Source organism: Clostridium thermosuccinogenes, assembly GCF_002896855.1.
Lineage (GTDB): Bacteria > Bacillota > Clostridia > Acetivibrionales > DSM-5807 > Pseudoclostridium > Pseudoclostridium thermosuccinogenes.
The window spans coordinates 3,824,355-3,841,791 of the sequence record NZ_CP021850.1 but is presented as its reverse complement, the minus strand read 5'-3'; the positions used below and the strand labels follow the sequence as shown (position 1 = coordinate 3,841,791).

Annotated in this window: 13 protein-coding genes; 8 read left to right on the top strand and 5 right to left on the bottom strand. The window is 43.8% G+C overall.

Annotated features, from left to right (window positions below):
• Window positions 1–131 precede the first annotated feature (131 nt).
• From CDO33_RS21525 to CDO33_RS16870, 4 genes are all read left to right on the top strand, one after another.
• On the top strand, window positions 132–260 hold the full coding sequence (locus CDO33_RS21525; protein ID WP_274540214.1) for a hypothetical protein: 129 nt from the start codon (window positions 132–134) through the stop codon (window positions 258–260).
• Between the two features lie 41 nt (window positions 261–301).
• Window positions 302–3,424 carry an alpha-mannosidase gene (locus CDO33_RS16880; protein ID WP_103079809.1) on the top strand — a complete coding sequence of 1,041 codons (3,123 nt, stop codon included), beginning with the start codon at window positions 302–304 and terminating at the stop codon, window positions 3,422–3,424.
• A 646-nt stretch (window positions 3,425–4,070) separates the two neighbouring features.
• Window positions 4,071–5,144 (top strand): hypothetical protein, encoded by a 1,074-nt coding sequence (locus CDO33_RS16875; protein WP_103079808.1) that lies wholly within the window; start codon window positions 4,071–4,073, stop codon window positions 5,142–5,144.
• A gap of 91 nt (window positions 5,145–5,235) precedes the next feature.
• Window positions 5,236–7,311: a glycoside hydrolase family 31 protein gene (locus CDO33_RS16870; protein WP_103079807.1), complete on the top strand. Its 2,076-nt coding sequence runs from the start codon at window positions 5,236–5,238 to the stop codon at window positions 7,309–7,311.
• Between the two features lie 195 nt (window positions 7,312–7,506).
• On the opposite strand, the gene CDO33_RS16865 is transcribed toward CDO33_RS16870, so the two are convergent.
• On the bottom strand, window positions 7,507–8,559 hold the full coding sequence (locus tag CDO33_RS16865; RefSeq protein ID WP_103079806.1) for a uroporphyrinogen decarboxylase family protein: 1,053 nt from the start codon (window positions 8,557–8,559) through the stop codon (window positions 7,507–7,509).
• Between the two features lie 172 nt (window positions 8,560–8,731).
• On the opposite strand from CDO33_RS16865, the gene CDO33_RS16860 reads away from it, so the two are divergent.
• The gene (locus tag CDO33_RS16860) at window positions 8,732–9,568 is read left to right on the top strand and encodes a helix-turn-helix domain-containing protein (RefSeq protein ID WP_103079805.1); all 837 of its coding nucleotides are present in this window, start codon (window positions 8,732–8,734) and stop codon (window positions 9,566–9,568) included.
• A 247-nt stretch (window positions 9,569–9,815) separates the two neighbouring features.
• On the opposite strand, the gene CDO33_RS16855 is transcribed toward CDO33_RS16860, so the two are convergent.
• The 3 genes from CDO33_RS16855 to CDO33_RS16845 form a co-directional block, all read right to left on the bottom strand.
• Window positions 9,816–10,475, bottom strand: coding sequence for a class I SAM-dependent methyltransferase (locus CDO33_RS16855; RefSeq protein WP_242973787.1), 660 nt, complete (start codon window positions 10,473–10,475; stop codon window positions 9,816–9,818).
• A gap of 141 nt (window positions 10,476–10,616) precedes the next feature.
• Window positions 10,617–12,182 carry an FAD-dependent oxidoreductase gene (locus CDO33_RS16850; RefSeq protein ID WP_103079804.1) on the bottom strand — a complete coding sequence of 522 codons (1,566 nt, stop codon included), beginning with the start codon at window positions 12,180–12,182 and terminating at the stop codon, window positions 10,617–10,619.
• Between the two features lie 241 nt (window positions 12,183–12,423).
• A complete protein-coding gene (locus tag CDO33_RS16845; RefSeq protein ID WP_103079803.1) occupies window positions 12,424–13,044 on the bottom strand; it encodes a DedA family protein in 621 nt (206 codons plus the stop codon).
• Window positions 13,045–13,273: 229 nt separating this feature from the next.
• Here CDO33_RS16845 and CDO33_RS16840 point away from each other — a divergent pair, with 229 nt between their 5' ends.
• The 3 genes from CDO33_RS16840 to CDO33_RS16830 all read left to right on the top strand — a co-directional run bounded on the left by CDO33_RS16840 (window position 13,274) and on the right by CDO33_RS16830 (window position 16,515).
• Entirely contained in the window at window positions 13,274–14,476 is a 1,203-nt protein-coding gene (locus CDO33_RS16840) for a saccharopine dehydrogenase family protein (RefSeq protein ID WP_103079802.1), read from the top strand.
• Between the two features lie 8 nt (window positions 14,477–14,484).
• Window positions 14,485–15,624, top strand: coding sequence for a carboxynorspermidine decarboxylase (nspC, locus tag CDO33_RS16835; protein WP_192874987.1), 1,140 nt, complete (start codon window positions 14,485–14,487; stop codon window positions 15,622–15,624).
• Between the two features lie 165 nt (window positions 15,625–15,789).
• On the top strand, window positions 15,790–16,515 hold the full coding sequence (locus tag CDO33_RS16830; RefSeq protein WP_103079801.1) for an NAD-dependent protein deacylase: 726 nt from the start codon (window positions 15,790–15,792) through the stop codon (window positions 16,513–16,515).
• 84 nt (window positions 16,516–16,599) lie between these two features.
• Here the strand turns inward: CDO33_RS16830 and nrdG are convergent, their stop codons facing one another.
• Window positions 16,600–17,112, bottom strand: a complete 513-nt coding sequence (gene nrdG, locus CDO33_RS16825) for an anaerobic ribonucleoside-triphosphate reductase activating protein (protein WP_103079800.1) — start codon at window positions 17,110–17,112, stop codon at window positions 16,600–16,602.
• Between the last annotated feature and the right edge of the window lie 325 nt (window positions 17,113–17,437).

Genomic DNA, 17,437 nt, shown 5'->3' with positions numbered 1-17,437 from the left:
TGATGGGCACTGGATGCAATGCCGCGGGGTATATGAGAACGCTGTTATGGTTTGGTGCTTCATATCTGTTCATGAAGCTTGCTTTTAAAAAAGAAACCCTTTATTATTGAAGTATCGGTGCCCATAAGCTCATGACTTTAGCCACGGGCAAGGACGCAATAGGGCAGGAACTGTCCGAATTAAATACTGCAGAGATGCCGGTTTGCGAAGTTGATGAAGCGTGGAAAACCTGCGATTTTGATCGTAGGGGTGCACAATAAATTAAGAATAAAAGGATAAATTTAAGGAGGATAACCTGATAATGAACGAGCCGCAAATTAAACGCATGTTGCAAAAGCTTGTCCGCCTGGAACAGACCCTTGAACCTTACATTTTTACTCGCATTGGCGAGGTAGAGGTAAAAAGGTTTGAGACAACAGAGCAATATCATAAGATACCTCAGGATGACAGCCTTTTTGTGGATACAGCAAAGGGGGATACATGGGGAGGAGAAGGAGTTTACTGCTGGTTCAAAGGCAAACTCAGCCTTCCTGATGAGTATCGCGGGCAAAGCATCTACATAATGCCTAAAGTCGGAGGCTATGAGGGAATGCTGTGGGTAAACGGGATTCCCTGCGGAATATTTACCAGCAAATATGCCACTACAGCCATAAGCGGAAACCATTACTGCTGCTTGCTGGTGGATAAGTTTGATCCTGCCAGGGAAATAGATATAGCTCTGGAATTCTATGCGGGACATTATGTTATTGGAACGCAGCCCTTTGAAACAGAGATTAAACCTGATTTCCGCTATACCTTTGATTCTATTTACACCTGCCTGAAGAACCAGGATGTTCTGGACTTCATCCTGGATCTGCGCGCATTAAACCAAATGGTGGAAAAAATGGACCCTTTGAGTTTCAGGCGTGCTGACATCATAAACTGCCTTATGGAAGTGCATAAAACAGTTTATTATTCCGTTGAGAATGTGGAAGAGGAAGTATGGCGCTCTGCACTGAAAGAAGCAAGGCAGATCATGAAGCCGGTGCTGGAGGCCCAAAATGCGGAATCTGCTCCCTTTGCCGGCATTGTAGGCCATTCTCATATGGATACGGCATGGCTGTGGCATATTCCTGAAACTGTAAAAAAATGCGCGAGAACTTATTCCAATGTTATAAGCCTGATGGATCAATATCCTGAATACCGCTTCATGCAAAGCTCGGCTTATCATACTGAAATAATTCGCCGCAATTATCCTGAGCTGTTTGAAAGGATACGGGAAAAGATTGCAGAAGGCCGTTATGAGCCCAACGGAGCGGTATGGGTTGAATGTGATTGCAATATTACGTCCGGGGAATCCATGATCCGCCAGTTTGTCTGGGGCCAGAAATACACGCAGAAGCACTTCGGGTATACGTCCAATTGCTTCTGGCTGCCCGATACCTTCGGGTATAGTGCCGCCATTCCTCAGATCATGAAAGGCTGCCGGGTGGATTATTTCCTCACGACAAAAATATCCTGGAATGATACCAACAGATTTCCCTATGAGACTTTCTACTGGGAAGGAATAGACGGAACAAGGGTATTTGCGCATTTCAACACGACCCATTGCTGGCCTGAACCAAAAGCTCTTATTGAGCAGCTGGAGGGAAGGGGAAGCGGCAATTATCTTCAGAACAAGAATGTATCCAAAAAACGCCTGGTGGCTTATGGTTTCGGTGACGGGGGTGGTGGCCCGGAAGCGAAGATGATAGAGATGGCAAGGCGCGTAAAGGATCTTGACGGATGCCCCAGGGCTGAACATGTGAATGTGGGGCAATTCATGACGGAGCTGGAGAAAGAATGTATAAATCCTCCTGTGTATAAGGGAGAGCTCTATCTGGAGTTGCATCGCGCTACCCTCACCAACCAGCATAGGATAAAACGCAACAACCGCAAGGCTGAGCTGGCTTTGAGGGATCTGGAATTCCTCACGGTGCGCAAAGCTGTAGCAGAGGGTGCTGTTGCGGAAGATGCAAATATCAGGCCGCTTATGGAAACCCTGCTGGTCAACCAGTTCCATGACATCCTGCCGGGCACATGCATAGCGAAAGCTCATGATCAGTGCTACAGCGAAATGGAGGATTTACTGGAAAAAGCCGGTGAGATGATTGATGATACCGTCAGCACGACCCCTGAAGAAAATGCATTGACAGTGGTAAACACATTGGGCTTCGACAGGGATGAGATAATATATATTGACGGTTTCCAGGGAAAAGTGCCTGTTGATAAGAATCTGATCATCCAGCGCGTACAAAATGTCCATGGAAAGGACCAGCTTTGCATTGCAAATCTTCACCTTCCTTCCATGGGAGCAAGAACCATTGAGTTTGAAGAGGGAGAAATGCCGTCTGATAATGGCGGTTCCGCCTTCACCTACGAAGGCGATGTTCTGACCACGCCTTTTGCCAAGGTCACCTTTGCAGCGGACGGAACTATAGAATCCTTCATAGATACCCGCGTAAACCGTGAGCTTAGGGGAAAAGGGCTGCCTCTTAACACCTTTTTGATGGCAGAGGATGTGCCTTCATCATGGGATAACTGGGATATAGATGCGGACTGCCAGATGAAGTTTAAAGCCTGTGCAAAGCTTGTCAAACGGGAAGTGGTATCTGACGGAAAGGTGCAATTCCGCATCCGCAGTACCTATAAGCTTTCAGAAAAATCCACCATAGTACAGGACATGGTGTTTTACTCCACAACCCCAAGGGTCGATTTTGAAACAATTATAGACTGGAAGGACAAGCACCGTTTCCTCAAAGTGGATTTTGATACCACTATCATGACCAACTTTGCAAGGCATGAAATACAATTCGGACACAGCCTGAAACCGACAACACGCAATAACAGCCTTGAGCAGGCTATGTTTGAAGTGCTGAACCATAAGTTCACCGACCTTTCGGAGACACGCTACGGAGTGGCTCTGCTAAATGACTGCAAGTATGGTATTTCGGTGGAAGGATCGGATATGCGGTTGTCTTTGCATAAAGGCGGATGCAGGCCTGATCCCAGAGGGGATGAGGGCGTGCACGAATGTGTATATTCCTTCCTGCCCCATATTGGAGGTTTCAGTGCCGAAAATGTAGTGCTTCCGGCTTACAGCCTTAATTCCAGGCCAATCGTAAAAGCCGGCAGGGCAGATTTTGAATCCTTTGCCAAAGTGGACAGCAGCAATATCATCATCGAAACGGTTAAATGCTGTGAAGAAAACCAGAGAGCCTTTGTCATGAGGTTATATGAATCCGAAGGCACCTTTACACGCACAAAAGTAACTTTGGACAGAGTGCCTGTGTCTGTTGAAATAACAAACATGCTGGAAGAAACATTGGAATCAATGGACGCTGCTCAGACCTTTGAACTGGTTTTCCGGCCGTTTGAGATTAAGACTATAAAGATTGGTTATTAAAATTGTAAGAGTAGAAGTGGGATCATCAGTGGACAAAAATCTCGAGGCTTGAACAAAAAACCATGAATTTGACAGAAGCGTAAAGGATTTCATGCCAACTGATTTTCCTTCTATGTCGTTGTACAAGTATATCTTAAAGACTTAAGAGTATGCTTTGTAATATTTTATAGGCTCATAAGAATTTTTGACAAGATGCTCTTACAAATGATAAATGAAAAAAACTACCTGCAAAAGACAAATTTAACTAAGATGGGGTCTATAAAATGTCATAAGGGGTTCACGAAACCGGAGTTTCCTGAACCCCTTTATACTATTTACATCCTTCGGATACAATGCGTAGCTGCCTTGATATCATTCCCAAATCCCTGTAACTCATAGTCCGTTTTGCGGCAATCTTTTGCGCAGCGAGCGGCAGGGTCATTTACTCCGGGAGAGGTAATGCTGATAAAAAGTAGGAATATTTCCTTTGGAGCCTGCTATAGACCGATTAACAATTTCCCGATCTATATTTTGAGGAGGCTCCTTCAAGGACTTGACTTTATTCTTATAATGAGTTCTATTTCCCGAAATTAAGGGATAAAAGCTGTTAAATATTTGCATCTGTGTAGAAGCATTGAGTAATATAAAAAATGGAGGATTATGAAACATGTCTTTCAGCCTGAAACCTGATTATGAGCAATCCTTTAAAAGATATGAGGCTTTCTGGGAGAGGGAGGTGATTGATCGTCCGCCGGTGTGCATACTGCTTCCCGTGGAAAAACCCATGGAAGTTCCTAAAAAAGAATATCCAAGTCAGCAGGAACGCTGGCTTGATATTGATATCAGGGCAGAAGCAGACGCTATCAGAGTGAGAAATTATGAATATTATGCGGACGCACTGCCAATAGTATGGCCTAACATGGGACCTGGAATTTTCAGCGCCTGGTGTGGATGCGGATATCATTTCGGGGAAGATACCGCCTGGAGTGAACCCTGTATCCGGGATTGGAGCACGGATGCCCCAAAAGTATCCTTCTCTGAAGAACATCCTCTGTTTAAAGCAACTGTCGAATATACTAAAAGGCTGCTGGAGCTTGGAAAAGGCAATTTCATTGTCGGATTGACGGATTTCCACCCGGGGGGAGACCACCTTGCTGCTTTGAGGGGCGCGGAGAATCTGGCTGTAGACTTGATAGAACATCCTGAAGAGGTGAAAACACAGCTCAAAAACACACAGGATGATTTTTTCCATGTATATGATTTTTTCTACAATATGCTTAAGAGTGCCGGAATGCCGATTACTTCCTGGACACCACTGATTCACGACAAGCGGTTTTATATACCGAGCAACGATTTTTCCTGCATGATAAGCACTGAGATGTTTGAAGAGTTTTTTATTCCGGGAATTATCGAAGAATGCCGATTCTATGACCGGTCCATTTATCACCTGGATGGCCCGGGAGCCATAAGGCATTTGGATTCTATTCTTTCGATCAAGGAGCTGGATGCCGTCCAGTGGGTTCCCACCGCAGGACAGGAAGGTTTTGCCCAATGGGCTCATATCTACACGAAAATTCAGGCTGCAGGCAAATCTGTACAGCTTCACACTATTTCGGTAAAGGAACTGCCCCTGGTATTTGAGACACTGAAACCGGAGGGTATATGGTTTTCCAGCATAACAGGCATCAATGACCGCTATACGGCGGACGAAGTATTAAAACGCATCTCTGCCTGGAAATAGACAGGGTTGTGGAGTTTGGATATAATAAAAAAGATGTAAACACTAGCACAATGAGTTAAGTTAGATGCAAATAAGTTATAAGAGGTGTTTTATGAATATTGTTGCGCCGGGAATATGGAAAATCAAGTTTGGCGAACCGGAAGATTACACACCGGTCAAGATGGTAAAACATGAGGACAGGCTGGAATTATTAAGTCAGCTGCCCCATTCGGACGAAGCTCCGATCGAAACGGATCGGATTCTATATAAATCGACGAAAAGGGGATTTGTGCTTGAGCTTCCTCTGGATGATTGTGAAAAGATATATGGTTTTGGACTGCAGTTGAAATCCTTCAACCAAACGGGAAGGAAAAAACACTTGCGGACAAATGCGGATCCGGTTGCAGACACAGGGGATACCCATGCGCCGGTACCTTTTTATGTATCGACTAAAGGATATGGCGTTCTGGTGGATACGGCCCGTTATGTTTCATTTTATTGCGGAAGCAGCAGGAAGCTAAGAACGGCAAAGACAAGCAAAGATGATGCAAACAAGACCGTTGCGAATAATGTCCGGGATCTGTATGCTGTCCGGGATATGGATACAGCCGGCGTAATGACTATTGAAATCCCACATGCATCGGGAGTAGAGATATATCTTTTTGCCGGCCCCGACATGAGAACCGCAGTACAAAGGTATAACCTTTTTTCCGGAGGCGGATGCCTGCCTCCGCTTTGGGGCCTGGGAAACTGGTACAGGTCATATACCGGAGCGGATGCGGAGGATGTGCTGGCACTCGCTGAAAAAATCAGGGCTGCAGACTTGCCTTGTGATGTGTTTGGCGTAGAGCCAGGCTGGCAGAGTCAAAAATACTCCTGCTCCTATACCTGGCATAAGGAAAATTTCAGCGCGCCGGAGGAATTTATCGGGAAAATGCGGGATATGCATTTAAATATCAATCTTTGGGAACATGTCTTTGTTCATCCGACGTCCCCAATTTATGACGAATTGAAGCAGTATTCAGGGGACTACGAGGTATGGAACGGGCTTGTGCCTGATTTATCCATTCAGGATGCAAAGAAAACATTTGCTGAATACCACAGAAAGGCTTTGGTGGAAAAAGGCATTGCAGGATTCAAGCTGGATGAATGCGACAGTTCCGACTATACCGGAGGATGGTCTTTCCCAAATTGCGCCGAATTTCCTTCAGGCCTGGACGGGGAGTTGATGCATAGCCTTCTTGGTATGTTTTATCAGGATACTTTACTCTCCATATATAGGGAGAAGAATATAAGAACATACGGGCAGGTGCGTTCATCCCACGCGTTGGCGGCATCTTTTCCGTATGTATTATACAGTGATCTTTATGATCATAAGGACTTCATCCGCGGCCTTGTAAATTCCGGGTTCAGCGGGATTTTGTGGAATCCCGAGGTCAGGCAGTGCTCTTCGGTAGAGGATCTTGTCCGACGGATTCAACTGTCCGTATTATCGCCCCAGTCCTGCATTAATGCATGGATGATTCCCAACCCGCCATGGCTTCAATATGATTATGATAAAAATCTAAGGGGAGAGATCCTTGAAAACTATACTGAAGTACAGGATTTATGCCGTAAATTTCTTGAGCTGAGGATGAGCTTGATCCCGTACCTTTATTCCAGCTTCGCCCGATACCGGTTTGAGGGGCTCCCGCCTTTCAGAGCGCTCGTAATGGAATATCCTGAAGATGAAAACACTTACGGTATTGACGACCAATATATGATGGGCGATTCGCTGATGATAGCACCGGTAATTGCCGGGCAAATGGGCAGAGAGGTATACCTACCGGAAGGAGACTGGTATTATTTTTGGTCGGATAAAAAGTTTGAAGGCAGCAAGACTTATAATATCAATGCAGCATTGGATGAGATTCCAATTTTTGTTAAGGCCGGCACGCTGCTGCCATTGGCAAAGCCTGTCCAGTATGTGACTCCGGATACGTCGTTTGAAATAACAGTAAAATGTTATGGGTACAATTGCAGGAATTTTACTTTGTTCGAGGATGATGGGACAACCTTTGATTATGAAAAGGGTATCTATAATGAAGTTAAGTTGAGCTTTAATACGGAAGGCGGATTTGAAGCGGTCAGAACCGGCAATTATCTCGGCATCAAATTTAAGATATCCGGATTTGAAGTGGTTGAATAAAATAATGCCGAGGCTTCCATAAATGTGGGATAACGTTGAACTTAAGGACTGTCCGGCTTTTTAAGGAATGAATCCATCTAATAATAAGTGATTTAAATCCTACAGGGGCAATAATCACTTGATTAATTAGATGGATTCAAACCGGTCTTTAATAGGCAAAAAGGCGGCTAATGCTGTTTTGTGTAAGTCAAGCTGCTACAGCAGTTTTGCATCCCTTACCTTTTCAATTCCATAATGGTAGGTTTCATCCAAAAGGGCTTCAAGGCTTTCAACCTTGCAGTCGCTTGTGATGCCGTTGCCGGCGGTAAGCATTAATCTGCCATCGGGACGGAAATAGGTATCAATCATGAATCTTACTTCTTTCCTTACTTCATCGGGTGTTCCATAAGGTATTGTTTGCTGGACATCAAAGCCTGCCCATATGCATATGTCTTTGCCGTACTTTTCCGCTATTTTCTTTTCATCCATGGTGTATTTCTGGATGGGATGGATAACATCAATGCCTAACTCTATAAGGTCCGGCAGGAAAAGCTCTATATTTCCGCAGGCATGCAGCCAGAAATGCATGCCGAGGGAATGGGCTTTATCGATTATTTCTTTGTAATATGGTTTGAAGAACTCTCTAAAAATAGCAAGAGAAAAGAAGGGGCCTGTCTGGGTGCCTATATCGTCGCTTGTTAATATGCCGTCCAGATTTAATTCCTTTTTTGAGCGCTCCAGCACAACCTTGTAAAAATCGGTAAATCCTCTGAAAAGCCTGTGTACGCTTTCCGGGTCTGTATAAAAGTCCATCAAGGAGTTGGTCATGCCGCGGAGGGACCAGAGCCGTTCAAAATAGAAATACCAGAAGGTGCCAAGCCTGTATTTGCCATTTTCCGCAGGATTGTGAGGAAATAATCCGGGATAATAAGGATTTGGAAAGTTTTCCATTACTCCATCCAGAAGTGACCAGTCGGTAATGGCTGTTTTGGCATCGAGGGCCACATTTTGGTCTTTATATGGGTCTGAAAAATTAACCCATCTGTATTCCGGATCATCTTCCGGGGCATCGAACACTGCTGGCATATTAAAGGGGATGGTCAGAGCATCGTTGGGATATTCGTCCAGCAAAAGAGCTGCTTCCTGTTTTCTTTCACCGAACGTGTCCGCATGCGTCCAAAAATGGTATATCATCGGTATCCTGCTGGCACAGCCCTTTCCTTCAATAACAGATATCATCTGTTCTCTGGTCAATGCTTCATAACTCACAAAATCAACTCCCGATTCAAATTTAAGATTGCATTCTTAAGACATCGTTTGCATAGCTCTATTATATCTTTTTTGTTTAAAACAGATAATAGATGATATTGTTTTTTACTTTACTATATTGCTCAAAATAAATACAATTAAAGTATTGGATTATTCGAAGGGATGTTGTATTATGAATTTTACAGGCTTAAATACTGTAGAACCTTGCTTGATATCTGTTGCGAATGTCAATGAATTGAACTGCCCTCCGCCTGGAGCAAGCATGGGAAAAAGGACCGTCATGAATTACGAGTTGGACTATATAACCTGGGGTGAAGGCTATATTGTTACGGATGGGCAGAAGATTCCTGCCAAAAAGGGGAGTTTGTTTTTTAGAAAACCGGGTATGGTTGTTGAAGGCATTTCCCCCTATCATTGCTATTATGTTGTGTTTAAAATGCACAGGGACGATGCTGGCATGAAGAACGGGCAAAGGATTGAATTCCCAGCAGTCATGAATATTGACAGCCATAACTATATAGAAGACCTTTTTTTCCAATTATATAATGAATATATATGCCAGCGGGATATCGGGGAATTTATTATAAGGACATATCTGATGCAAATATTGCTTTATATGTATAGGCAGTGGATGTCGAAGAGCCGTTTTGAAATGCTTGGAAGGTCATTACGCCAGAACCATAACAAAATTCTGTCGGTAAAAGAATATATAGACAGGAATGTGCATCAAAATTTCAATTTGGATGAACTTGCAGAAATGTCCGGACTAAGCCGGTATTTCTTCTGTAGAACTTTCAAGAAGATACTGGGGGAGTCACCGATTAATTATGTCAATAGGTGCAAAGTTAATAAAGCCAAGAGGCTGCTTGTTGAAACAGAAAAAAGCATCAAGGAAATCCAGTATGAATGCGGTTTCGAAAATGAATCCCATTTCTTCAAGCTTTTTAAAAGATATGTGTTTGTGAGCCCGGCTGTATTCAGACAGCAGAACACGGCATGGAAAACCTGATATAAAACAGGCCTGGTTCCAGCTAATTGAATGAAGGATTGCAGCTCCTTTCTGCATAATCAACGATTCTTATTAGCAGTATCTATACCTAATAATCAGGATTTATCCCTAATAGTATAGTTCCGCAGGGTAAATAACCCATATTCATATTTTTTCTTTATGGCAGTCAAATAAAAAGCTGTTCATCCTATGAAAGGAGCATGTCGCAACAGGCCGGGCAGTCATGGTCCCAAATAAGGTTATAAGCTCATTTCGGATTTTTATGGCATATCACCGTAAAATCATTTTGGAGATACTGTTTTACGATGTTGATTTTGGCGATTTTGTCCGTAGCCTTTTCTATTATTTTCGGCACTTCATCGGGGTCAAAATAAAAGTACGGGTCTTCCCTGTCCGGAGAGGCGATATCCAGCAGATTGAAAGCCACCGTCTCCTTTGCAAGACTGACGAACAGCCGTATCGCTTTTGTCAAAAATTCCTTATTGTTACCCAGATTCAGGTTGAAAATCCCTGAGGAATATACGATATCAAAAGAATTTTCCTCAAAGGGGTTGTTTTTGAATATATCCACGCACTGAAATTCCGCATCCAGTTTTTTGCTTTTGGCGATATCGATCATGCTCTGGAGCAAGTCGACTCCCGTATATTCGATATTGATGCCCTTTTCTCTGATATATTCGTAAAGATTGCCTGTGCCGCAGCCGACATCCAGCAATCTTTTCCCCTGCAGGTTTACGGAAGATACCAGCGCTTCAAACCTCAAACGCTGAGCCTCTGCACTTTCCCACCCAAGTATGCCATACTCAGGCAAACCTTTTCCCATGTTTGATTCATAATATGTTTTGATTATCTCTATTTTCTCCATGTCCAGCCTATTCCTCACAAAGAATTTATCAATGGGTGGCATAAATACCACACCAGTTCGTCTGCCGATGGCAATCTCATCATTATATCATTATAAAGATTATACTTTTTATTTCTAAAATAATCAACGCAGTTATTTAGGTAAATAAATTCTTTATTGTCGAATAGGCTTCATATGAACTATTTAAAAATCTTCCGTGAACAATTTCCCGATGGTATTTACATTATTGTTTTTACTAAGCTTTTTAACCGCCGGGCCTTCAATTATATCCCCTTCGTACGAAAATCTTGAACCGTGGCAGGGACAGTCCCAGGTTTTTTCAGCTGAGTTCCAGTTGAGTTCACACCCCATATGCGTGCAGGTTGTGTTCACCAGGTGGAGAGTGCCCTGTTCATCCCTGTATGCTCCGGTTCTTTCACCGTCAATCAGTATTGTTTTTGCCTCTCCGGGCTTAATTTCCACATCCTCGGGGGGAGTGGAAAGCTTTCCTTCAATGAGCTTCTCGGCCACATTAAGGTTTTCCACCACGAAATTTTTGGCTGAGGCTGCTATAGTTTTGCGGGAAGGATTATACACATCCTGCCATGGGCTTTCTCCTTTGACGATTAAATCCCTCAGAATCATTGCGGAAGCCATGCTGTTGGTCATGCCCCATTTTCCAAAACCGGTGGCAATATACAGGTTGGGGGTGTCGGAAGCATAGTGACCTACATAGGGCAATCCGTCAAGGGTCATGCAGTCCTGGGTGGACCAGCGGTAGGGGATGTCTTCCACTGTAAACACATCTTTGGCGAAGCCCAGCAAAGCTTCATAATGCTTTACGGTATCTTTGCTTTGCCCGGTTTTATGGTGCTCTCCTCCCACCAGCACGAGTTCGCCTTCTCCCGAGCTCTGATGCCGGAGGGATCGGGCCGGATCTTCTGCATTTATATACATTCCGCCGGGATATTTTTCTTTTGCCTTGATGGCAAGCACATAAGACCTTTCAGGATAAATCCTTGCAAAATACATTCCATGTTTGTTATAGAAGGGATAATGGGAAGCTATTATAACTTTTTTGGCAACCACCTTATTTCCCTGATCGGTCGTTATGGTATAATTGCTGCCTTCATCCAAAGCCACTGCCCGGCTTTGCTCAAAAATAGCCACTCCGTTTTTATGGATGATGTCCGCCAGGCTCCGTACATACTTCAAAGGGTGGAACTGGGCCTGGTCATGGAAACGCACCGCTGCTTTGACGGGTATGGGCAAAGGTATGTTGTCTTCATAGGATGCTTTTATCCCGAGGCTTGAGGCGGCTTCCGTCTCATCTTCAATCTTTTGCACGTACTCATCCTGCTGGGTGTATATGAATGCCGACTGCGGGATATATTCGCAATCTATCTTGTTATCATCAATGAGCTTTTTTATCTCCCGGATGGCAGTCTCATTGGCGTCGGCGTACTGCTTTGCCAGCTCGTCCCCCAGCTGATTTTTAATTTTGCTGTAGATGATATCATGCTGGGAAGTAATCTTCGCGGTGGTATGTCCTGTAGTGCCCTGGGCAATGCGGTCGGCTTCGAGAATGGCAACTCTCATGCCTTCTTTTTGCAGAAAATATGCGCAGGTTATGCCCGTTAATCCTCCTCCAACTATCAGGACATCCACGTTTATATCTCTGTCCAGCGCCGGATAATCCTGGCTCTCTGTTGAAGCCATCCAGTAGGACCGGGGCGGTTTGTTCAAAAAGTGCTTTTCCTTTAAGTTCATGCTAGTTCCTCCATGTATATAAAAATGTTATGCGGGGTAAAGGCTTTGCACCGTTTTTATGGTCATAAATCTGGCGGTAGCATAGTCTTTACCGTTTCCATTCATAATATATTCTCTGCTTTTATTATAAAAAATATCCAGGACGGTATTTCAAAAAGACAGATGAGGGCATGAAAAAACAGGCACTGCAAAGACAGTACCTGTTTTGTAAGTATTTGCAATATAAATTTTCTGAACTTCCTCAGCTTTCCTTCCTAAAGGGCTTTTTCTTGACAATCCACAAGGCCACTACAGCTATTCCAGCCAGCCCCAGGATTACATACGTTATGTTGGAATAGACATCCATAAATTCCACGATCTTTCCCCAGGATTCTCCAAGGATTGAACCGGCAACCACCAGCACAGTGTTCCAAATCAAAGTTCCCACCAGGGTATAAATCAAAAAAATGCTGAAATTCATTCCGGACATGCCGGCAGGGATGGAGATAAGGCTTCGCATCAGAGGCACCATTCTGCAGATGAAAACAGCCCCATTGCCATGGCGGTTGAACCAGGCGTTGGCTTTTTCTATATCTTCCACCTTAAGCCGGAGGATATAGCCCCACCGTTCAATTATCTTTTCCAGGCGTTTTACATTGACCAATCTTCCTATTCCATAAAGAAGAATTGCTCCTAAGACAGAACCGGCGGTGGCGAATAAGATCACACCGGGAATATTCATGCTTGTGTTTGTAGTCATGAATCCCCCGAAGGTAAGAATTACTTCTGAAGGTATGGGCGGAAAAACATTCTCAATCAAAATCATGAGAAAGGTGCCTATATAACCAAAGCGTTCCATAAAATTTGTAATCCAGTTTTCCATGTCGCATTCCTCACTTATGTATAATTTGCAGATCTAAGCAGCAATCTATAAAAGAGTATACTATATAACGCCAAAGCATGCATAGTATTTTTAATAATTTATGCGTATAATTTGCATAAAACAATTGATTTTATGTTATTTACCGATTTTCTTGATTATTTGGGGTAATTTTTGTATAATCATCCTTATTGAATTATCAATAATTTACGAAGGAATTGGGGGTATTGATATGGGAAAAGCTTTGATTATTGGTGCTGGCGGCGTTGCAAGTGTTGTTGTTCATAAATGCTGCCAGAACCCAGATGTTTTTGAAGAAATCTGCATAGCCAGCAGGACTTTATCGAAGTGCGATGCTTTAAAAGATAAATTGACCGGAAAAACCAGCACTAAAATCCGTACCGCCCAGGTGGATGCTGATAAAACTGATGAGGTTATCAAACTCATTAATGATTTTAAGCCGGATATTGTGATTAATGTCGCCCTTCCTTATCAGGACTTGTCCATAATGGACGCATGCCTTGCCACCGGGGTTGATTACCTTGATACTGCCAATTATGAGCCACCGGATACGGCTAAGTTTGAATACAAGTGGCAGTGGGCATACAAGGAAAAATATGAAAAGGCTGGCATAATGGCATTGCTCGGATGCGGATTTGACCCGGGAGTTACCGGAGTTTTTGTAGCATATGCTCAAAAGCACTATTTCGATGAAATCCATACCATTGATATTGTCGATGCCAATGCCGGAGATCATGGTTATCCCTTTGCAACGAATTTCAACCCTGAAATAAACATCCGTGAAGTGACGGCAAAGGGAAGGTACTATGAGAATGGGGAATGGGTAGAGACAGATCCTCTTTCTGTGAAAAAAGTTTACGATCTTCCTCAGATAGGCCCGAAGAACATTTACCTGATGTATCATGAGGAGCTGGAATCGCTGGCTAAGAATATTAAAGGATTGAAAAGAATAAGGTTCTGGATGACGTTTTCGGACAATTATCTCACCCATCTGAAAGTGCTCCAGAATGTCGGAATGACTTCTATTGAGCCGATAAATTATGAAGGGCATGAGATAATACCCTTGCAGTTCCTGAAGGCCGTGCTTCCGGACCCGGCTACCTTGGGAGCCAGGACAAAGGGAAAGACGAATATAGGCTGCATCATACAGGGAGTAAAGGACGGAAAGCCGAGGACTTATTATGTTTACAATGTATGTGATCATGAAGAATGCTACAGGGAAGTAGGATCCCAGGCAATTTCCTACACTACGGGAGTTCCGGCCATGATAGGTGCCATGATGATGCTAAAAGGTATCTGGAAGAAGCCCGGAGTTTACAATGTCGAAGAGTTTGATCCGGATCCATTCATGGAAGCGCTGAACAAGTACGGACTTCCATGGCATGAAGATTTTTCACCGGCTCTGTTGGATTGAGGTATGATATGAAGATAGATTTTAAAAGCTTACCAACACCTTGCTATATAGTCGATGAAGAATTGCTTAGGAAAAATCTGGAGATATTGAATTCCGTGCAGGAACGCACGGGATGCAAGATTCTGCTTGCAGAAAAGGGATTTTCCATGTTCTCCGTATTTCCGCTGATAGGTAAATACCTGAAAGGTATAACTGCCAGCTCGCTGTTTGAGGCAAGGCTCGGTTATGAGGAGATGGGAAAGGAAGTCCATATCTTTTCACCGGCCTATATCGAGGAGGAATTTGATGAAATCCTGAGATACTGCGACCATATTGTTTTTAATTCCTTCAACCAATGGAACAAGTATAAGGACAGGGTGAAGAATTACAAACAAAAGAAAATTGAATGCGGAATCCGGATAAATCCTGAGTATTCGGAAATTGAAACTCCCATATATAATCCCTGTTATGAAAATTCCAGGCTGGGAGTCACTTTGGCAAATTTCCGGCCTGATGAGCTGGACGGCATCGACGGGCTGCATTTTCATACGATGTGCGAACAGGGATCGGATACCCTCGAGCGTACTATAAAAGTAGTGGATGAGAAGTTCGGAAAATATATTAAGAACATGAAATGGATCAATTTCGGCGGTGGGCATCATATCACCCGTCCGGGTTATGATATCGAAACCCTTGTCCGCTGCATCATGTACTTCAGGGATAAGTACGGGGTGGATGTTTATCTGGAGCCAGGGGAAGCAGTGGCATTGAACACCGGATTCCTCGTGGCAAAGGTTCTTGATATAATGGAGAACGGAATGAAAATTGCCATTCTGGATACTTCAGCGGCATGCCACATGCCCGACGTCCTGGAAATGCCGTACAGACCCAATATTATTGATGCAGGTCAGCCAGGCGAATACCCGTACACTTACAGGCTCGGAGGGCTTACATGCCTTGCCGGGGACGTGATCGGCGACTACTCCTTCAAGGAGCCTTTGAAGCCCGGAGATAGGCTGGTATTCTGCGATATGGCTCATTACACCATGGTTAAGAATAACACCTTCAATGGCGTTAATCTGCCTTCAATAGTTCTTAACAGCGAAAAGGAAGGGATTAAGGTTATAAGAAGGTTCGGCTATGAGGATTTCAAAAACCGGCTGTCGTAAGATATTGCAATGGGCGCTGTTGCAAGATAATACAATGAGTTTGGAAATCTCCCCCTTATGCAAGGGGGAGATTATTTTTTGGGAAATTTTTTGTAAAAAAATAGAATGCATGAGCATTTCCTTGTCATGAAGTAGTATAATAAAAAATGACGAGGTGATGAGTTCATGAGTTTGGATAAGCTAAAGCAAGTAATAGATAGTTCGGACAATATAGTGTTCTTCGGAGGAGCAGGGGTATCTACCGAAAGCAATATTCCCGATTTCAGGAGTGCCGATGGGCTTTATAATGAAAAGACCAAAAGCCGGTATCGCCCGGAGGAGATATTGTCCCACAGTTTTTTTGTAAGCCATACCGGGGAGTTTTACGACTTTTACAGGAGCAAGATGATTTATCTGGATGCAAAGCCCAATGATGCCCATATTGCCTTGGCAAAGCTGGAGCAAAGGGGGAAGCTGAAGGCTGTGATCACACAGAACATAGATGGCCTTCATCAGATGGCAGGCAGCAAAGAGGTATTGGAGCTGCACGGTTCTGTCCATAGAAATTACTGCATGTCCTGTGGAAAGTTCTATCCGGTAGAGGCTGTCGTCAGCAGCAAAGGAATTCCCCGGTGCACCGGGTGCAACGGAATAATCAAGCCCGATGTAGTTCTGTATGAAGAATCTCTAAATTCCTATGTTTTGGAAAAATCGGCAGAATATATTACCAAGGCTGAAGTGCTGATAGTGGGAGGTACGTCCCTCACGGTTTATCCGGCAGCCGGATTGGTGCAGTATTTTAGAGGAAAGCATCTGGTTCTGATAAATAAGTCTCCCACCCCATATGACAGTCAGGCGGATATTCTCATCAAAGACAGGATAGGGGAGACACTTAAAAAAGTGGTTTCGTGAATGCATTAACATAAAAAAATCATTCCTGCTGTCGGGGATACCTGCAGCAGGAATGATTGTGATATGTATGCTGATATAAAAACTTCATTTCCAACTGACTTCAACAACCTTGCCGCTTTCTCTGGTTTTTTTCAAATCTATAATCCTCTGATTTTCCGAGCCTCTGAATTTTAAAAGCAGGTTTCTTTTATCCAGTTCAAACCTGCCGTCAACCAGTATGTCGCTTTCATCCAGCAAGTCTTTCCAGCCTTTATGGTCTGATGCCTTTGCCACGAGATACTCGTAGGTATAACCGGTATAGGTCATCACATCCAGATGGAGCTTTTTTGCCTCCCGGGCAAGGACAGCTAAGGCCTCCGCCTGCTCAAAAGGCTCGCCCCCGCTTAAGGTTATGCCATCCAGCAGAGGGTTTTTTCTTGCTATTTCCAGGATGTGATCGATTGGCACAAGGGTACCGCCTTCAAAGGAATGGGTCTGGGGATTATGACAGCCCGGACAGTTGTGTTTGCATCCTTGAGCAAAGACCACCATGCGTATTCCCGGACCGTCCACTATTGATTCTTTGATTATTCCTGCGATTCTGATTTGAGTATCCACAAAAATTCCACCTTATACGGGTATGGCAGGCGGAAAGAGCAGGGTAGTCAAAGTATATCGCATGAAATCCGCCTGGTTAACCTTTTTATTTGTGACTAATTATGTAATTTATGAATTGAAATATCTGTTAATATCGCGCTGCCAAGATGAAAATGCTGAATCTATGCAGCTGTATAGCCAATTCAAGAAAATTGCGCTATGGAACACGGATTATGAGATTATTCACCTTTAAGTGAATTGCAGCAATCATCAATTCAATTAGATATTTCATAACCGAATTTATATGGCATGTGCTCCGGACTATCTGCCGGACAGCCATATCCCG